A 17021-nucleotide genomic window follows, 5' to 3' on the forward strand; every position below is an offset into this window, starting at 1 on the left:
ATGCACTGATTTGGGAATCCCAAGTCGATTCAGACTAACCCCATCCCGCTTTAGATCGGGGCGACGCGCTCTCCGGTCGTCTGCGAGGTCACCCCACCGAGCGTCTCTGACGGCCGCTCCCCGAACATCGCCAGATAATACTGCGCGAACCGGCCGAGCTCATAAAACCCCTGCTCCATCGCGACGGCGGACACGGTGGTCGAGCCAGGCGCGCTTTCGCGCAGGATGGAATGCACCGTGCAAAGACGCTTGTGCCTGAGGAAGCTGACCGGGCCGAGGCCGAACACCTCCTGAAAGGCGCGATGCAAGGTGCGCCGCGACACGCCCAGTGCGGCGCAGATCTCCGACACATGCAACGGGCGGTTGCCCGTTGTCCCGAGATAATCCTCGACCCTGCGGATCAGCCGCCGCGCTGACGGCAGCCAGCCCCTGTCATCGGGAGGAAGCGACGACATGACGTTGATCGCCATACATTCGGCGATCGACCGTCGCCAGTATTCGGCGGTCGATGGCGTCAGGCCCAACCCGTTGATGCGCAGATGGGACATGATGCCGACAAGACGACACGTCGCAATCGCGCCATTGGCGGTATCCGCCCTGAAATGACCACGGCTGCGCCAGGTATCGGGATCACTGAGCCTCGCTTCGCCGCCGAAAAGAGATGCAACGTCATTGAGATTGAGGCGCATTGCAGCGTAGGCGGATGCTCCGTGAAAAACGCCGTCGTGCTCGAGCAGCGGCGGAATGACGAGCACATCGTTCAACTGCATGTCGAACGACCAGTGCGCGACGCGTTCCTCGGCCGCGAGCAGCATCCCGATGATCAGCTTGTCGTCGCTGGCGACACGCTGCGTGCGCATGCCGACGTTGAAGGTGCCGATGCTGAGCGAGAAGTCGCCGATGCCGACATGGGATAACGTCCCGCGCAGCCGCCCGCGACCCAGCTGCATCACATCGACATGCGACCCGTGAACGGCCTGCTGAAGTCCCTCAAAACCGTCCAGGTTTCGCGAATCAACCAGAAGGAATTGCCCCATGGCTGTACCCTGTTACTGAAGCGCGACAATTCTGGGGCAGGCAGCAACGGCCTACCACCATAACGCGAAGCCGTGCAACAAAGGGATTCCGCGTTTTAATGAAAATCAAAACTGCATTTGACGACAGGTAAGCAGCAGTTCGCGCTGCAGATTCAGCGATTTTCCTAGATGGGTCATTCAGTCTCACCCACTCCTGACAAATACTGGCACAATCTGCACATCACAGCTTGCCAATCTTCAGATACCTTTTTCAACCTTAGCGATATCAGGCAACAGCGCTCTGCTGGCAGAGTGCACACGGCGGAGATGTGCCGTGTGCTGGAATGCGTGCGCGCACAGGAAAGGGATGTTGACGCAATGACGCGCCTTCGTCTCGCCAAGCGCCAAAAAAAGGGGACCAGATAATGCGTCCAATTTATCGGGGAATCTGCCGTCGTCCGTCGAAGGACTTGCCGTAGCGTCCGGTGGAATACGCGTATTGGAGTGTCCACCATGCTGCGCGCCGATCTGGATCACTGCGAATGGTTGCCGGATGATGCGAAGACCGGCGAGATGGTCTTCATTCCGGGCGGGACCTTCCGCATGGGGTCGGACCATCACTATCCCGAGGAGGCGCCGAGCCATCGCGTCTCCGTCGACGGCTTCTGGATGGATCGCACGCCTGTGACGAACAGGCAGTTCAAGCAATTCGTCAACGCAACAGGCCATGTCACCGAGGCGCAAATCGTTCCCGATGCAAAGGACTACCCTGGCGCGCTGAAGGAGATGCTCTACGCGGGCTCGCTGGTGTTCTCACCGCTGCCTGTTATCACCGATCTAAGCGACTGGAGCCAATGGTGGTCGTTCACGCGTGGTGCCAGCTGGCGCCATCCCTATGGCCCCGGCAGCAATATCAAAGATCTCGACGATCATCCGGTCGTTCACGTCTCCTACAGCGATGCAGCAGCCTATGCCCGCTGGGCCGGCAAGGACTTGCCGACAGAGGCGGAATGGGAGTTCGCCGCGCGCGGCGGCCTTGACGGTGAAGAGTTCGCGTGGGGCGACGCACTGATGCCCGGCGGCAAGCACATGGCCAATGTCTGGCAGGGCAATTTCCCTGTCCAGAATCTCGGCGAGGATGGGTTCGAGCGTACCTCGCCGGTCATGGCCTTCCCGCCGAACGGCTACGGCCTCTACGACATGATCGGCAACGTCTGGGAATGGACGTCCGACTGGTGGTCGGCGAGGCACGCAGCCGACACCACAAAGCCCTGCTGTATCCCAAATAATCCGCGCGGCGGCATCGAGGACGCCAGCTATGGCCCTCGCCTCCCCGATATCAGGATTCCCCGCAAAGTCCTGAAGGGCGGCTCGCATTTATGCGCACCCAATTATTGCCGCCGCTACCGGCCGGCCGCACGGCATGCCGAGCCGGTTGACACCTCGACCAGCCATGTCGGCTTCCGATGCGTCGCACGCATGCCTTTCAACATTCACCACAAGCCAAAAGGATCAGCCGCAACATAATCTGCTACAATAAGGGAGTATCGCATGAGCAGCGAGTTGGAGAACAACAACAACCAGTCCGAGGCTGACAAGTCGATCAATCGCCGGAATCTCCTGCTAGGAACGTCTTCTATCGTCGCTGCAGCGACGCTGACGTCCGAGGCGCTGGCCCAAGTGCAGAACGCTTCGCCGGGCCCGGCTGCAAGCTCCGCCCCCACCCCCGGCGGCAGAAAGCCAAACATCCTCGTTATCTTCGGTGACGACATCGGCCAGACCAATGTCTCTGCCTATTCCTTCGGCCTGATGGGCTATCGCACCCCGAACATCGACCGCCTCGCCAAGGAAGGCATGATGTTCACCGACTACTATGCCGAGCAAAGCTGCACGGCCGGGCGATCATGCTTCATCACCGGCCAATGCACTTTGCGCACGGGATTGTCCAAGGTCGGCATTCCCGGTGCGACGGTCGGCCTGCAGGCCCGCGACGTGACCATCGCCGAACTGCTCAAGCCGCTGGGCTACGCGACGGGCCAGTTCGGCAAGAACCATCTCGGCGATCGCAACGAGTATCTGCCGACCGTCCATGGCTTCGATGAGTTCTGTGGCAATCTGTACCACCTCAACGCCGAAGAAGACCCGGAGAATCGGTTCTATCCGCGCGATCCCGGCTTCCTGGAGAAATTCGGCCCGCGTGGCGTCCTGCGCTGCAAGGCCACCGATCGCGACGATCCGACCGAGCATCCGCGCTTCGGCCGCGTTGGCAAACAGACTATCGAGGATACCGGTCCCTTGACAAAGAAGCGGATGGAGACGGTCGACGACGAGACGTCCTCAGCTGCCATCGATTTCATCAACCGGCAGGTCCAGACGAGCACGCCGTTCTTCTGCTGGTTCAATTCCACCCGCATGCACTTCCGCACCCATGTGCGGCCCGAGCATCGCGACAAGCCCGGACTGACCTCGCGCACGGAATATGCCGATGGCATGATCGAGCACGATGCAACCGTCGGCACGGTCCTCAAGACTCTCGACGATCTCGGCATCACGAACGACACGGTCGTACGGTGACGACCGACCGAGGATGGCCGTCATGAGCGGCTTCGACATCTTCGCCTGGATCGTGCTGGTGATCCTGATTGCCAGCGCGATCGGGATGGTCGCGTCTGCCCGCCGGCAGCACCGGAACGGCCGCGATCTACACCGACCACGTCAAGCCGATCCACGTCGTCCGCCGTGTGATCCTGCGCCGGCTCGCAATCCTGAACTACGTCAATCCGTTTTGAGGGAGAAATGGCATGAAACGAGTCTCTCTGATCGTATTGATTGCTCTGCTGGGAACTTCACCGGCTGGAGCCCAGTCTTCCGTCGCCGTGACGGTCGACAATTTCGCGCGTGCCGAGACTGACCTCTACATGAACCGCACGGTAAAGGATGCCGGGATCGGCAAATTTCTTCATATTCGCGCACCTGTCGACATCGACCATCAAATGGTCATCCGCATGAACCGCGACACGCTCTATTCGAACGCTGTGTTCGATCTCGCGGCGGGGCCAGTAACCATCACGATGCCCGACGCGGGCAAGCGCTTCATGTCAATGCAGATCATCAACGAAGACCACTACGTGCCGGCCGTCTTCTATGGGCCGGGATCTCGGACGCTGACCGCGGAAACCGTCGGGACGCGCTACGTCTCCGTCGCGATCAGGACGCTGGTTGATCCAGCTGACCCGAAAGACCTCGATCAGGTCCATGCCTTGCAAGATGCAATCAAGGCTGAGCAGTCGACTTCCGGACAATTCGAGACCCCGAACTGGGATCAGGCAAGTCAGAAGCAGGTGCGAGATGCGTTGCTGGCGCTCGCAGCCCACACCAATGGATTCAAGAACGCGTTTGGCCCCAAGGGCGAGGTCGATCCCGTCAGGCATTTGATCGGTACCGCCGCCGGCTGGGGCGGCAATCCGGACAGGGACGCAAGCTATCTCAGCTACGCGCCTCCGGAGAATGACAGCGGCGCGGTTTACAGGCTTGTCGTCCCCGCCGATGTCCCCGTCGACGCATTCTGGTCGATCAGCGTCTACAACCGCGAAGGCTACTTCCCGAAGAACGACCTCGGCGCGTACTCGCTCAACAACATCACGGCAAAAAAATCGGCCGACGGATCGGTCGCGGTCCAGTTCGGCGGATGCGATGGCAAGACCCCGAATTGCCTGCCGGTGACAAAAGGCTGGAACTACACGGTGCGGCTCTATCGGCCCCGCGAAGAGATCCTGAACGGAAAGTGGACATTCCCTGAGCCGCAGCCGGCAAGCTGAGTGATGAGCCAATGGAGATCGCGATGAGACACGCAATCGCTGGCGCCCTTGCGCTGATGCTGACGACGGCAGGCGCCCGGGCGCAGGCCCCCTCTCCGGACGACCTTGCGGCCCGCCAGGTCCATCGCCGCGCGGTCGAGGCGATGATCTGGGCGATGCCTGCGGTGAACACCGATCTGATGCTTCAGGCCATGCTCGGAAGCACCAAGGCCAAGGTCAACGAGATCCTCTACTGGTCGAAGCCCGTGAACTGGAAGAACCAGACGCTGACGCCCAATCCGGACTCGATCTACTTCATGTCGTTCTGGAACGTGACGGATGGGCCGATCGTGATCGAGATCCCGCCGGCCCAGGGCGGCTCCATTGCCGGAAATATCGTGACCGCCTGGCAGATGCCGCTGGAGGACGCCGGCCCCGAAGGTGCCGACAAGGGCCAGGGCGGCAAGTATCTGATCCTGCCGCCCGGCTACAAGGGCGAGGTGCCCGCAGGCTACATCCCGCTTCAGTCAGACACCTTCAGCGGCTTCGCGCTGCTGCGGTCCAATCTCGCCAGCCATGCCGACGCCGACGTCGCCAAATCGGTCGGCTATGGCAAGCGGATCAAGATCTATCCCCTGTCGAGTGCGAACGCACCGCCGCCCACCAATTTCACCGATGCCTATGACGTCCTGTACGACTCCACCATTCGATACGATTCCAGCTTCTATCGCAGCCTCGACCATGTCGTGCAGAGCGAACCCTGGCTCGATCGCGACCGCGCGATGATCGACCAGCTACGGTCGATAGGCATCGAAAAGGGCAAGCCTTTCGATCCGGATCCGAAGACAGTCGCGCTGCTGGACCAGGCGGCAAGCGAGGGCCACGCGATCCTGGCGCAGATCTATGACGCAGGATTTCCACCCATCAATCCAGGCATCCGCTGGTTCCCGGCAGCGATAGCGGAGATGGTGAAAGCGGCAAGCGGTGGATATTCCGATCCGAACTCATATCCGGTCGATGCGCGTGGCGTGACCTACACGCTCGGTTTCACCGGCATCAAGCGGCTCGGCGCCACCCAGTACTATCTGATGGCGAACAAGGACAAGGATGGCCAGCCGTTCGACGGCAACGTGACCTATCGCCTGACCGTGCCGGCCAATGCGCCGGTCCGCAATTACTGGTCGGCGACCGTCTATGACCGCGAGACGCATGCGCTGGTGCGCAACATGCCCAGCGCCAGCCGCGCCTCGATCAGCCCGGGCCTCCAGAAGAATGCCGATGGCTCGGTCGACATCTATTTCGGACCGAAGGCGCCCGATGGCCAGGAGGCCAATTGGGTTCCGACTGACCCCGCCCGCAAATTCGAATTGCTGTTCAGGCTTTATGGGCCGGAGAAGCCGCTGTTCGATCACAGCTGGAAACTGCCCGATGTCGAGCGGACGGCCACGACGGTTGGAGGGGCGACGAAGTAACGGCGCCGCGCGAGTTGTTCGGGTGGACGATACGGCGGGACCAAGGAGACGTGACATGACGGGACAATCTCGAACGGCAGCCCTCGCAACCGCACTGGCGATGACGAGCCTTGCCGCCCAGCCTGCTCTCGCCGATTCCGGCGGTGTCAGCTTCTGGCTTCCGGGCATCTTCGGCAGCCTTGCCGCCGTGCCGGTGACGCCGGGATGGGCCTATTCGACGATCTACATCCATCTCAACGAGAAAGCCGGCGGCGGGCAGAACTTCGTCACCAGCGGCGGCATTCCGGGCTCAGTGACCGCCGGCCTCAACGCGCACGCCGACGTGCTGGTGCAGGGCCTGACCTACACCTCGCCGATGCCGGTCCTCGGCGGCCAGGCCGCGTTCACCCTGTTAGCCGCGCCCGGCAATATCGGCGTCGGCATCGACGCGACGCTGACCGGTCCAAGGGGCAACACCATCTCGGGCAGCGCGTCCGACAACCGCACCACCCTGACCGACCTGTTCTACCAGGGCACGCTGAAGTGGAACCAGGGCGTCCACAACGAGATGGTCTACGTCACCGGCAACATTCCGAGCGGCACCTATGACTCGACCCGCCTCGCCAATTTGAGTTTCGGTTTCCCTGCCATCGATGCCGGCGCCGGCTATACCTATCTCGATCTGACGACCGGGCACGAATTCTCCGTCGTCAGCGGCTTCACCTACAATTTCATGAATGGCGCGCTGCAGTACCAGAACGGCGTCGACTTTCACGTCGACTGGGCCGCCTCGCAGTTCATCACCAAGACCATTCATGTCGGCCTCGCCGGCTATTACTTCCAGCAGCTCACGGACGACAGCGGATCGGGTGCCAAGCTCGGCGGCTTCCGCGGCATGTCGGTCGGCATTGGCCCTCAGATCGGCTTCATCATCCCGATGAACAATGGCTACCAGGGCTACCTCAACCTCAGGGCCTACACGGATCTCGAGACCGAGAATCGCCCCAAGAGCTGGACCGGCTGGGTCACCTTCTCGCTCTCGCCGGCCGCGCCGGAGCCGGCATCGGCGAAGCCAACCGTCAGGAAATACTAGGAGAGCGCTGATGGAGCTCCAATGACCCGGGAGAACACCCGGCGCGTCTTTCGCATCGGCTTCCAGACATCGATCATCACGGTGTTCTTGGGCGTCGTACTGCTCGTCGGTCTGACCTTGGTCTATATCAGCTTCGAGCGCGTGACGACGATCACGCGGACCGCGGCAAGCGGCTTCATCGAGAAGGTGGCGCAGCTGGGTGCCGATCACGTCGACGAGCAATTCAAGAATGTCCGCAACAATCTCGACATCCTCTCGGGCCTGCCGTCGATCCAGGAGGCCGACATCGCCGACAATACGCGGCTGTACAGCCTGATGGCGGCGATGCTGCGCAACAACCCGCAGCTGTTCAATCTTTATGTCGGCTATGAGGACGGCTCGTTCATCGAGATGGACGTGATCGACCGCGCCAAAGCGGCGTTCAGGGCGAACCTGAAGGTCGACCCGCAGGTGACGTTCCGCCTGGTCGTCATTTCGCGCGCCCGGGGTAGCGACCCGGTGACGCGGTTTCTGTCCGAAGACCTCGTCGTGGTCACGCAGGTGGCCGGTCCCAACGATTACGATCCACGGACCCGCCCCTGGTATGTCGAGGCCTTCCGAAACGACAAGACGCTGCTGACCGGCCCCTATATCTTTTATGCGACCGAAGAGCCGGGCTACACGTTGCGAACGCCGCTCAAGCAAGGACGGCGCGGCGTGGTGGCCGGCGACGTGCTTTTGAACCGGTTCGAGGACATGCTGGTGCAGCAGAAGCTCGGGCAATCCGGCGTCGCGTTCCTGTTCAACGAGTCCGGGCAGATCGTCGCCCACCCCGAGATGAGCCGGCTGGTGACCGGCACGCCTGGGCGTCACGACCTGCCACAGATCGCGGCGCTGAAATGGCCAGGATTCGAGCCGATCGTCCGCTCCTGGCAGGAGCAAGGACCGGCCCAGCAATTCTTCGCCGACGACACGGGACGAACCCATGTCGCAGCGATGCATCGCCTGAAGACGACAGGCTCGGCCGATGTCCGCCTTGCCATCGTCGCGCCCCTCGACGAGTTCTACGCGCGCATCATCCGGGAGCGGCGCACGCTGTTCGCGCTGGCACTGGCTTTCGTGGGCGCCACGCTGCCCTTCGCATTCTGGCTGGGATCGCGGATGGCGGAGCCGCTGCGCAAGCTGGTCGAGGAGACCGACGCGATCCAGCGCTTTGACATCGCCGAGCGGCCGCGCGTCCACTCCGTCATCGCCGAGATCGAGGAGCTCGGCCGCTCGGTCTTCACCATGCGCAGCGTGGTCAGCAGCTTTGCCAGTTTCATCCCGCGACCCATCGTGCGGCAGCTGATTGAGACCGGCTCGTCGCTCCGTCTCGGCGGGACCAGGCGCGAGGTCACGGTTCTATTTACCGATGTTGCCGACTTCACGGCCAAGACCGAACGGGCCGACCCGTCGCAGGTGATGATCTACACCTCGCGCTATTTCGCCGTTCTCTCCGATGAGATCATGCGGCACCAGGGCACGGTCGACAAATTTATCGGCGATGCCGTGATGGCGCTCTGGAATGCGCCGGCGGATGATCCCGATCACACCGTCAATGCCTGCCGCGCCGTTCTTGCGTGCCTTGCGGCGAACGACGCACTGAACAAGGAGTTCCGGCGCGAGGGCTGGCCGCCTTACGACACCCGCTACGGCCTGCATGTCGGCGACGCCGTGGTCGGCAATGTCGGCTCCAGCGACCGGATGAACTACACCGCGCTCGGTGCCACCGTGAACCTTGCCTCGCGGCTGGAAGGCCTCAACAAGAGCTACGGCACGCGCGTGTTGGTCAGCGCCGCCGTGCGCGCACGGGCCGGACACGCGTTCCTGTTCCGCAGCGTCGACAGCATCACCCCGAAGGGCTTTGCCGAGCCGATCGAGGTCAGCGAGCTGCGCGGCGAGCTGGCGCTCGCGGGCGAGGCCGAGATCATCATGTGCCAGCGCTGGGACGAGGTGTTTGCGGCGATCGCGCAGGACGGTTCGGCAGACACGACTCTGGTCCGGCTTTCCGGCTTCCTGCACGACCACCCCAGGGACAGCATCGCGCAGTTTCACGCGACGCGGTTCCGTAACGCCGCCCGGGGCGCGGGAGCGACGGCATGACGCGGCATCTTACCTGGAAGCGGTCGACGAGCCTCCGTCGGTAAACACCACCGGCGTGCCTTTGGCGACGCTGGCAGCGACGCGCTCGGCGTCCCAATTGGTCAGGCGAACGCAGCCATGGGACTGCGCCTTGGAGATGTTCTGCGGAGACGGCGTGCCGTGAATGCCGTAGCCGTCGGCGGACAGGTTGATCCACATCGTGCCGACCGGATTGTTCGGCCCGGGCCTGATCGTGAAGGGTCTGCGCGAACGAACGCCCTTGAAATGATAGGCGGGATTGTAGCGGTAGATCGGGTTTGGATCGATCTCGGTGACCTTCAGCGTCCCTGACGGCGACGGCTTCTCCTCACTGCCGACGCTCGCGGGATAGAAGCCGATCAGCGCGTTGGACTTGTCGTACAGCTTGACGCTCTGCCTGGCCTTGTCGATCTCCACCCGGTCGGCCTTGGCAGGCGCATCCTGCCCGCTTGTATCCACCACGGTGATGGTCTCGCCGGCACGGTCGAAGTGGCGTCCGGGATTGAGCGTCGTCAGCAGTTGCTCGCTCATGTGAAACTTCTCGGCCAGTTCTTCGCGCGGACTGGTGTAGCCGAGATGAGGGATATCCTTCATCGCCTCCATTTTCGACGGCAGCTTGTGCAGGAACGGGCCAGCGACGTCCCTGTCCGTGACGGTGTAGGTCGTCGTCAATGGCCGGCCGTCGGCCTGGAGGGCCTTCCAGACATCATCTGTCATTTCATCCGAGCTCGGCAGCTGCCGCGCTTCTGCAAAGGCGCGAAGCGCCTTCCTGGCATTCTCCCCGAATTTGCCGTCAATCTCGCCCGGCGAAAAATGCGCTCTGTCCAGCAGAACCTGGAGACGCACTCCAGCCGGGGTCGGCTTCTCGCGTGAGAGACCCTTCTTCGAAGGCTCGGCGGACGCGATCGAAGCCGCATCCATCCCGGCGGCGAGTACGGGCGCAGCCGTCAGCACGACGAGCGCGACAGCGAAAGCGATCCTCATTGCCGCCATGTTCAAGCTCCGACGTGGAGACATTCGTCGGATAAGCAACGCGGCGCGACGGCGGAAGTTTCCAGTTTTTCCTGTGACCGGTCAGGCGATGCGCCGCGCGGCCATCTCGGCCGCGAGCAGCACCGCGGCGCGGCTCGCGCCTGTCGATGCGACGCCTTGGCCTGCGATATCGTAGGCGGTGCCGTGCGCGGGCGTGCAGATCGGAAACGGAAAGCCACCGAGCAGAGTCACGCCGCGATTGAACCCCATCAGCTTCATCGCGATCTGGCCCTGGTCGTGATACATCGTCAGCACCGCATCGAAGGCGCCGGCCTTGGCGCGCAGGAACACGGTGTCGGCCGGAAACGGGCCGTCAACGGCAATGCCGTCGCGTCGGCCGGCTTCCACCACCGGCGCGATGACATCGATCTCCTCGCGGCCGAAATTGCCGCCATCGCCGGCGTGCGGATTGAGCCCTGCCACCGCAATGCGCGGCCGCTCGAAGCCGGCATTGCGCATGCAGGCATCGGTCAGCTTCAGCGCGCGCTGGATGCGTTCGCTGGTGAGTTTTGCGGCGACGTCCTTCAGCGGAATGTGCGAGGTGACGCGCGCGTTCCAGAGTTCACCGAGCACGTTGAATTCACTGGCGGGCGTGCTCAGCCCGACCACCTCCGCGGAGAAGGCGATCTCGTCGTCATAGTCCGCGCGCGCCAGTCGCATCGCCGCCTTGTTGAAGGGCGTGAAGCAGACCGCATCGACCCGGCCATCCCTGCCGAATTCGAGCGCGCGCTTGTAATTGGCGAGCGCAAACTGCCCGCCCGCTAGAGCCGCGACGCCACGCTCGACCCGCGCGGGATCGAGGTGGCCGAGATCGAGGAACAGCGTATCGCCCCGGACCTCATCGAAATCGGCGCCCTGCTCCACCCCGGTCAAGTCAGGCGCGACAGCGGCGACCTTCGCGCCGGCTTCGAAGACGCGCCGATCGCCGATGACCAGGAGACGACACCGTGCGCGGATATCGTCCTGCGCCGCGAGTTTTGCCGTCAGCTCCGGGCTGATGCCGGCAGGATCTCCCATCGCCAGCGCAATCAGCGGCTTTCCGGTCATATGATCACCTTCTCCTGGTTCGTCGTGTGAGGGCTGTTGGGCTTGCGGAAGATGCGTGCGAACAGCTGCAAGGCCAGCGGCAACAGCAGCAATGCGATCCCGGCCACGACCAGGCACGTCACGAGCTTGTTGGCGAAGAAGATCCCGAGCGATCCCTTGGACATCAGCATCGACTGCCGGAATGCATCCTCGGCCTTGTCGCCAATGACGATGGCAAGCACCAGCGGCGCCAGCGGATAGAACAGTTTCTTGAAGAGATAACCGACGACGCCGAAGCCCAGCATCATGACGACGTCGAGATAGGAGTTCGACACCGAATAGGCGCCGACGACGCAGATGATCACGATCAGCGGCGCGATGACCACGAAGGGAATTCGCATCAATGCGGCGAACACAGGCACGGTCAGCAGCACCAGCACGACCGCGACGATGTTGCCGACATACATCGAGGCGATCAGGCCCCAGACGAAGTCTTTCTGGTCCACGAACAGCATCGGACCGGGATTGAGACCCCAGATCATCAGCCCGCCCATCATCACGGCCGCCGTCGCGGAACCGGGAATGCCGAGCGAAAGCATCGGCAGCAGCGCGCTGGTGCCGGCGGCATGGTCGGCGGTCTCAGGCGAGATGATACCCTCCACCTCGCCGGTGCCGAAGTAGCGTCCGCGGCGCGAGAAGCGGCGGGCGATACCATAGCTCATGAACGACGCCGCGGTCGGTCCACCCGGCGTGATGCCCATCCAGCAGCCGATCGCAGCGCTGCGCAGCAACGCAACGCTGTGGCGCGGCAGGCGGCCGACCGCGCGAAACACCTCGCGCCAGTCGATCCTGGAGGAGACGGCTCGGGCATGAAACTCCTCTTCGACCGCGACCAGGAGTTCGCCGATGCCGAACAGGCCCATGACCGCGACGACGAAATTCACGCCCTTGACCAGCTCGTCGATGCCCATGGTGAGGCGGACGCTGCCGGAGACGGTATCGATGCCGATGGCCGCGACGGCAAAGCCGATTGCGAGCGCCACCACTGTTTTCATCGGCGCCGCCCCGCCCATTCCGACGAAGCTCGCAAACGCCAGGAAATAGACCGCGAAATATTCCGGCGGCCCGAACGCGAGCGCGACCTGAGCCACCCAGGACGCCAGGAACGTGATCAGGATGACGCCGACGAGCGCGCCGAACGCCGCCGAGCCGAAGGCGGTCGCGAGCGCCGTGGTCGGCCGTCCGTCCCGCGCCATCGGATAGCCATCGAAGGTGGTGGCCACCGAGGACGGCTCGCCCGGAATGTTGAACAGGATCGAGGTCACGGAGCCGCCGAACAGCGCGCCCCAATACATGCTGGAGAGCAGGATGATTGCCGAGACCGGTTGCATGCCGAAGGTCAGCGGCAGCAGCAGCGACACCCCGTTCGGGGCCCCCAGCCCCGGCAACACGCCGACGAGAATCCCGAGCAGCACGCCGACGGCCATCAGGGCCAGATGCGGCACCGTGACTGCGATGGTGAAACCGTGGAAGAGCTCTGCGAGATTGTCCATCGCCCGCTCCTCAGAACCCGAGCACTGCTGCGAGCGCGCCGTGCGGCAGCGACACCTGGAACATGCGCTCGAACACGACGTAGAGGGCGAGCGCAGTTAGCGCTGCAGTGATCAGCGAACGCGCGATGGATTGATGCCGGGGGATCGCGAGCACCGCGAAAACGTAAGCCGCCGAGGCGATGTACATGCCAAGCAGCGGGATGACTGCAACGAAGATCGCGGCAGGCACGAACAGACCTGCCAGCCGCCGCAACTCAACGGACGTGATGGCAATAGGAACACTCGCCAGCGTCCCCGCCGGCACCACACCGCGCGCCAAATTGTAGAGGCTTCCGGCGACGATGATGATGCCGGTCAGGAACGGAAACGTACCGGCATCGACGCCCTCGCTGGACCAGCCGATGCCGTTATCCAGGCTCTGGACCACAACGGCGACACCAAAGCCGCCAGTGAGGATGGCGGTCGCCAGTTCGAGCGCGCGTCGCGAGATCATGGAAGACTCCAGTCGAGCTGCGGCCCCAACATTCAGTGTCGTCCCGGCGAACGCCGTGACCCATTACCCCAGGCAGAAGTTTGGCGACAACTCAGTGCTAAACGTTCCTCGGTACGACAACCGCCGATCGTCGTTAGATCACGCGGTATCGGCCCCGGCGTTCGCCGGGACGACGGCGGAGTATGTAGCACGCTGCAACCCCACCTCACTTGATCAGCCAGCCCTGCTCGCTTGCCACCAGCTTCACGTGTTCGAGGTCTTCCTTGATGAACTTGTCGAACTCGGCGCCGGTCAGGAACGTGTCGACCTGGGAGGTCTTCTCGATATAGTCCTTCCACTCGGGCGTCGCCTGCACCTTCTTCATGAGGTCGACATAGTAGGCGGCCTGCTCCGGCGTGACCTTGCCGGGCAGCCAGACCGTGCGCGGCTGCTCGTACTGCTTGATATCGAGGCCCTGCTCGGCGCAGGTCGGAACATCGCTCCAGCCTTCGGTGGCGGTGATTTTCGGGCCGGCCGGCAAGCGCTTCGGGCTAAAGACGCAGAGCGGACGCTGCGTGGCGCCGCGCCACTGGCCGAGGCTCTCGCTGGGATTGTTGACGTGGGAATCAAGGTGCCCGCCGGCGAGCTGCACGGCGGCCTCGGCGCCGCTCTTGAAGGGAATATAGGTGAGCTTGACGTGCCCGGTCTTCTCGATCATGCGCGTCAGGACCTCGTCGGTGTCCTTGGACTGCGCACCGCCCATCTTGAATTCGCCTGACGCGGCCGCCTTGAGATAGTCGCCCGCCGTCTTGTAGGGCGCGTCCTGCTTGACCCAGAGCAGGAACTCGTCCTGCGCCATCGCCGCGATTGGGGTCAGATCGGTGTAGTTGAAGGCGACCTTGGAGACGAGCGGCTGCTGCCACGCATTCGAGGTGCCGAAGATCACCTTATAGGGATCGCCGGCGGAGGCCTTGCCATAGACATAGCCTTCCGCGCCGCTGCCGCCGCCCTTGTTGACGACGACGATCGGCTGCTCCGTCAGCTTGTATTTGGTGATGATGTTCTGCACCGCGCGGGCGAGATTGTCGGTCCCGCCGCCAGGGCCTGCGGTCGCCACGAACTCGATCGGCTTCTGCGGCTGCCAGGCGGCAAACGCCGGCGCACTGCCTGCGAGCAAGGCCGCGCTGACGGACAACAGAAAGAGAGACGTCCCACGCATGATTTCCTCCAACTGACTTTTTGTGTTTTGTTTTACAGTTTTGCTTGATCAGTCGTCTCGACGTCCGCTCAGGCGACGCGTTCTGCGCGCTCCCTTGCGGCCGAGACGATGGCGCCTTCTTGTTCGAGCGCTTCGATTTGCTTTTCGTCGAACCCGTGCTCGGCCAGCACCTCGCGCGTGTGCTCGCCGTAGACAGGGGCGCCGGATGCGACCTTGCCCGGCGTCTCCGAGAATTTGACGGGCAGCCCAATCGTCTTGACCGGGCCGAGCGTGGAATGCTCGACCTCGACGACCATCTCGCGCGCCAGCGTCTGCGGATCGCTGAGCGCCTCCAGCATGTCGTGCACGGGGCCGCAGGGAACGCCCTTCTCGTCCAGCGCCGCGAGCCAGTGCGCGCGCGTCCGGGTCCGGAAGCGCTCGCTCAGAACCGCCTCGAGCTGCTTCAAATTCGCCATGCGGTCGGCGCCGGTGACGAAGCGCGGATCGGCGGCGAGTTCGCTCGCGCCAAGCGCCTCCAGCATCAGGAGCCAGTGTTTCTTGTTGGCGCCGCCGACCACCAGCCAGCCGTCCGAGGCCTCGAACGCCTGGTACGGCGCGTTGAGCGGATGGGCCGAGCCCATCGCGCGCGGGGCGGTGCCTGCGGCCAGCGCAATGGTCGATTGCCAATAGGTCTGCACCAGCGCCGCCTCAAAGAGCGAAGTCTCGACCCACTGCCCTTCCCCGGTCTTGAGGCGATGGGTGTAGGCGGCGAGTATGCCCATGCTCGCAAGCAGGCCGGCCGTGATGTCCGACAGCGGCGGGCCGCATTTCACCGGCGGGCCGTCGGGGCGTTCGCCGGTAAAGCTCATGATGCCGCTCATGGCCTGCGCGACGAGGTCAAATCCGCGGCGGTGCTTGTAGGGGCCGGTGCGGCCGAAGCCAGACAGCGAACAGTAGATCAGCGCCGGAAATTTCTTGTGCAGCTCATCGTAGCCAAACCCCAGGCGTTCCATCGCGCCAGGTGCAAAATTCTCCACCAGCACGTCGGCGTCAGCGATCAGCCGCCGCAGCACCTCCTTGCCGCCGTCGGTCTTCAGATCCAGCACGATGCCGCGCTTGTTGCGGTTCATCATCAGGAACGAGGCGGCCTCGTCGCCAATCTTCGGCGGCACGGAATGACGGGTGTCGTCGCCGTTAGGCCATTTCTCGATCTTGATGACGTCGGCGCCCATGTCGGCGAGCATCAAGGTGCAGGTCGGCCCCGCCATGACGTGGGTCAGGTCGATGACCTTGAGGCCGGAAAGCGGGCCTGCGCGACGTGACGTCGATTGCGATCGATCGCTTGGCATAAGGGCGTCCTATTGACCGCGCCACTGCGGGGCGCGCTTGCTGAGGAAAGCATCGAGCCCTTCGCGAAAATCCTGGCTCGTGTAGCACATCAGGATGAGATCTTCGCCCTCGTCGCGCGTCAGCCGCCGTTGCAGGCGAGCGACCGCCTGCTTCGTCGCATTCAGCGTCAGCGGCGCATGGCTGGCAACGAGGCGCGCGACCTCGTCGGCGCGCATGTCGAGCGCGGCGAGATCGTCGACCACCTCGCCGAGCAACCCGATGCCGGCGGCCTCGGCAGCATCGACGAGGCGCGCAGTGAAGATCAGATCCTTGACCCGCGCGGCGCCGATCAGCGCCGTGAGACGGCTGACATTGGACATGGACAGGCAATTGCCGAGCGTCCGGGCGATGGGAAAGCCGATCCTGGTGCTTGATGTGCCGATGCGCAGGTCGCACGCCGCGGCAATGCCGGCCCCGCCGCCGGTGCAGAAGCCGTTGATGGCGGCGATCGTCGGCACGCGGCACTGCTCGAGCGTGGTCAGCACCCTGTCGATGCGGTTCTCGTAGTCGATCGAGTCCTGCGGCGTCCTGAACTCGCGGAACTGGTTGATGTCGGTGCCCGAAGCAAAGGCCTTGTCGCCGGCCCCGCGCAGCACCAGCACCTTGATGGACCGGTCGTCGTTGGCCTGCTCGCAAATGGCCGCGAGCCGCTCGTACATGGCGAAGGTGAAGGCGTTGCGCGCCTGCGGGCGGTTGAAGGTGATCCGCCCGATCCAGTCCTTGCATTCAAAAACGAGGTCGTTTGCCTCGACAGCCTGGTCCATTTCCGCGATCCCATCTGTTTTTTGTATTTTTGAATGCAAAATTTGGGATTTTCAAGATATAATTACCTAACTTTCGTCTATTGGATCATTT

The 17021-nt window shown here is 63.3% G+C and carries 13 protein-coding genes and 2 pseudogenes; 7 read left to right on the forward strand and 8 right to left on the reverse strand.

The genetic code is table 11. The features are described from left to right. Positions 1-50: 50 nt before the first annotated feature. Positions 51-1037 carry a helix-turn-helix domain-containing protein gene (locus Q0687_RS03540; RefSeq protein ID WP_298872334.1) on the reverse strand — a complete coding sequence of 329 codons (987 nt, stop codon included), beginning with the start codon at positions 1035-1037 and terminating at the stop codon, positions 51-53. A 492-nt stretch (positions 1038-1529) separates the two neighbouring features. On the opposite strand from Q0687_RS03540, the gene Q0687_RS03545 reads away from it, so the two are divergent. From Q0687_RS03545 to Q0687_RS03575, 7 genes and pseudogenes are all read left to right on the forward strand, one after another. Next, on the forward strand, positions 1530-2543 hold the full coding sequence (locus tag Q0687_RS03545) for a formylglycine-generating enzyme family protein (protein WP_298872336.1): 1014 nt from the start codon (positions 1530-1532) through the stop codon (positions 2541-2543). A 24-nt stretch (positions 2544-2567) separates the two neighbouring features. After that, positions 2568-3604: pseudogene (locus tag Q0687_RS03550) on the forward strand (sulfatase-like hydrolase/transferase); the annotation flags it as partial. A gap of 75 nt (positions 3605-3679) precedes the next feature. Next, positions 3680-3805, forward strand: a pseudogene (locus Q0687_RS03555) (efflux transporter periplasmic adaptor subunit); the annotation flags it as partial. Between the two features lie 12 nt (positions 3806-3817). After that, the gene (locus tag Q0687_RS03560) at positions 3818-4834 is read left to right on the forward strand and encodes a DUF1254 domain-containing protein (RefSeq protein WP_298872338.1); all 1017 of its coding nucleotides are present in this window, start codon (positions 3818-3820) and stop codon (positions 4832-4834) included. Positions 4835-4857: 23 nt separating this feature from the next. Next, positions 4858-6285 carry a DUF1254 domain-containing protein gene (locus Q0687_RS03565; protein WP_298872340.1) on the forward strand — a complete coding sequence of 476 codons (1428 nt, stop codon included), beginning with the start codon at positions 4858-4860 and terminating at the stop codon, positions 6283-6285. 55 nt (positions 6286-6340) lie between these two features. Continuing rightward, positions 6341-7357: a transporter gene (locus Q0687_RS03570; protein ID WP_298872342.1), complete on the forward strand. Its 1017-nt coding sequence runs from the start codon at positions 6341-6343 to the stop codon at positions 7355-7357. A gap of 21 nt (positions 7358-7378) precedes the next feature. Further along, entirely contained in the window at positions 7379-9478 is a 2100-nt protein-coding gene (locus Q0687_RS03575) for an adenylate/guanylate cyclase domain-containing protein (RefSeq protein ID WP_298872344.1), read from the forward strand. Between the two features lie 9 nt (positions 9479-9487). Here the strand turns inward: Q0687_RS03575 and Q0687_RS03580 are convergent, their stop codons facing one another. The 7 genes from Q0687_RS03580 to Q0687_RS03610 all read right to left on the reverse strand — a co-directional run bounded on the left by Q0687_RS03580 (position 9488) and on the right by Q0687_RS03610 (position 16930). Next, positions 9488-10480, reverse strand: a complete 993-nt coding sequence (locus Q0687_RS03580; RefSeq protein WP_298872398.1) for a L,D-transpeptidase family protein — start codon at positions 10478-10480, stop codon at positions 9488-9490. Between the two features lie 90 nt (positions 10481-10570). Beyond that, a complete protein-coding gene (locus Q0687_RS03585) occupies positions 10571-11575 on the reverse strand; it encodes a 4-hydroxythreonine-4-phosphate dehydrogenase PdxA (protein WP_298872347.1) in 1005 nt (334 codons plus the stop codon). After that, on the reverse strand, positions 11572-13107 hold the full coding sequence (locus Q0687_RS03590; protein ID WP_298872349.1) for a tripartite tricarboxylate transporter permease: 1536 nt from the start codon (positions 13105-13107) through the stop codon (positions 11572-11574). Before Q0687_RS03590 ends, Q0687_RS03585 begins: the two co-directional genes overlap by 4 nt. Positions 13108-13117: 10 nt before the next feature. Then, positions 13118-13600 (reverse strand): tripartite tricarboxylate transporter TctB family protein, encoded by a 483-nt coding sequence (locus Q0687_RS03595; RefSeq protein ID WP_298872352.1) that lies wholly within the window; start codon positions 13598-13600, stop codon positions 13118-13120. Positions 13601-13805: 205 nt separating this feature from the next. Beyond that, positions 13806-14798 (reverse strand): tripartite tricarboxylate transporter substrate-binding protein, encoded by a 993-nt coding sequence (locus tag Q0687_RS03600; protein WP_298872354.1) that lies wholly within the window; start codon positions 14796-14798, stop codon positions 13806-13808. A gap of 68 nt (positions 14799-14866) precedes the next feature. After that, positions 14867-16126 (reverse strand): CoA transferase, encoded by a 1260-nt coding sequence (locus Q0687_RS03605; protein ID WP_298872356.1) that lies wholly within the window; start codon positions 16124-16126, stop codon positions 14867-14869. A 9-nt stretch (positions 16127-16135) separates the two neighbouring features. After that, positions 16136-16930 carry an enoyl-CoA hydratase/isomerase family protein gene (locus tag Q0687_RS03610; RefSeq protein ID WP_298872359.1) on the reverse strand — a complete coding sequence of 265 codons (795 nt, stop codon included), beginning with the start codon at positions 16928-16930 and terminating at the stop codon, positions 16136-16138. Positions 16931-17021: the final 91 nt, after the last annotated feature.

The organism is uncultured Bradyrhizobium sp., assembly GCF_936928535.1.
Classification (GTDB): Bacteria; Pseudomonadota; Alphaproteobacteria; order Rhizobiales; family Xanthobacteraceae; genus Bradyrhizobium.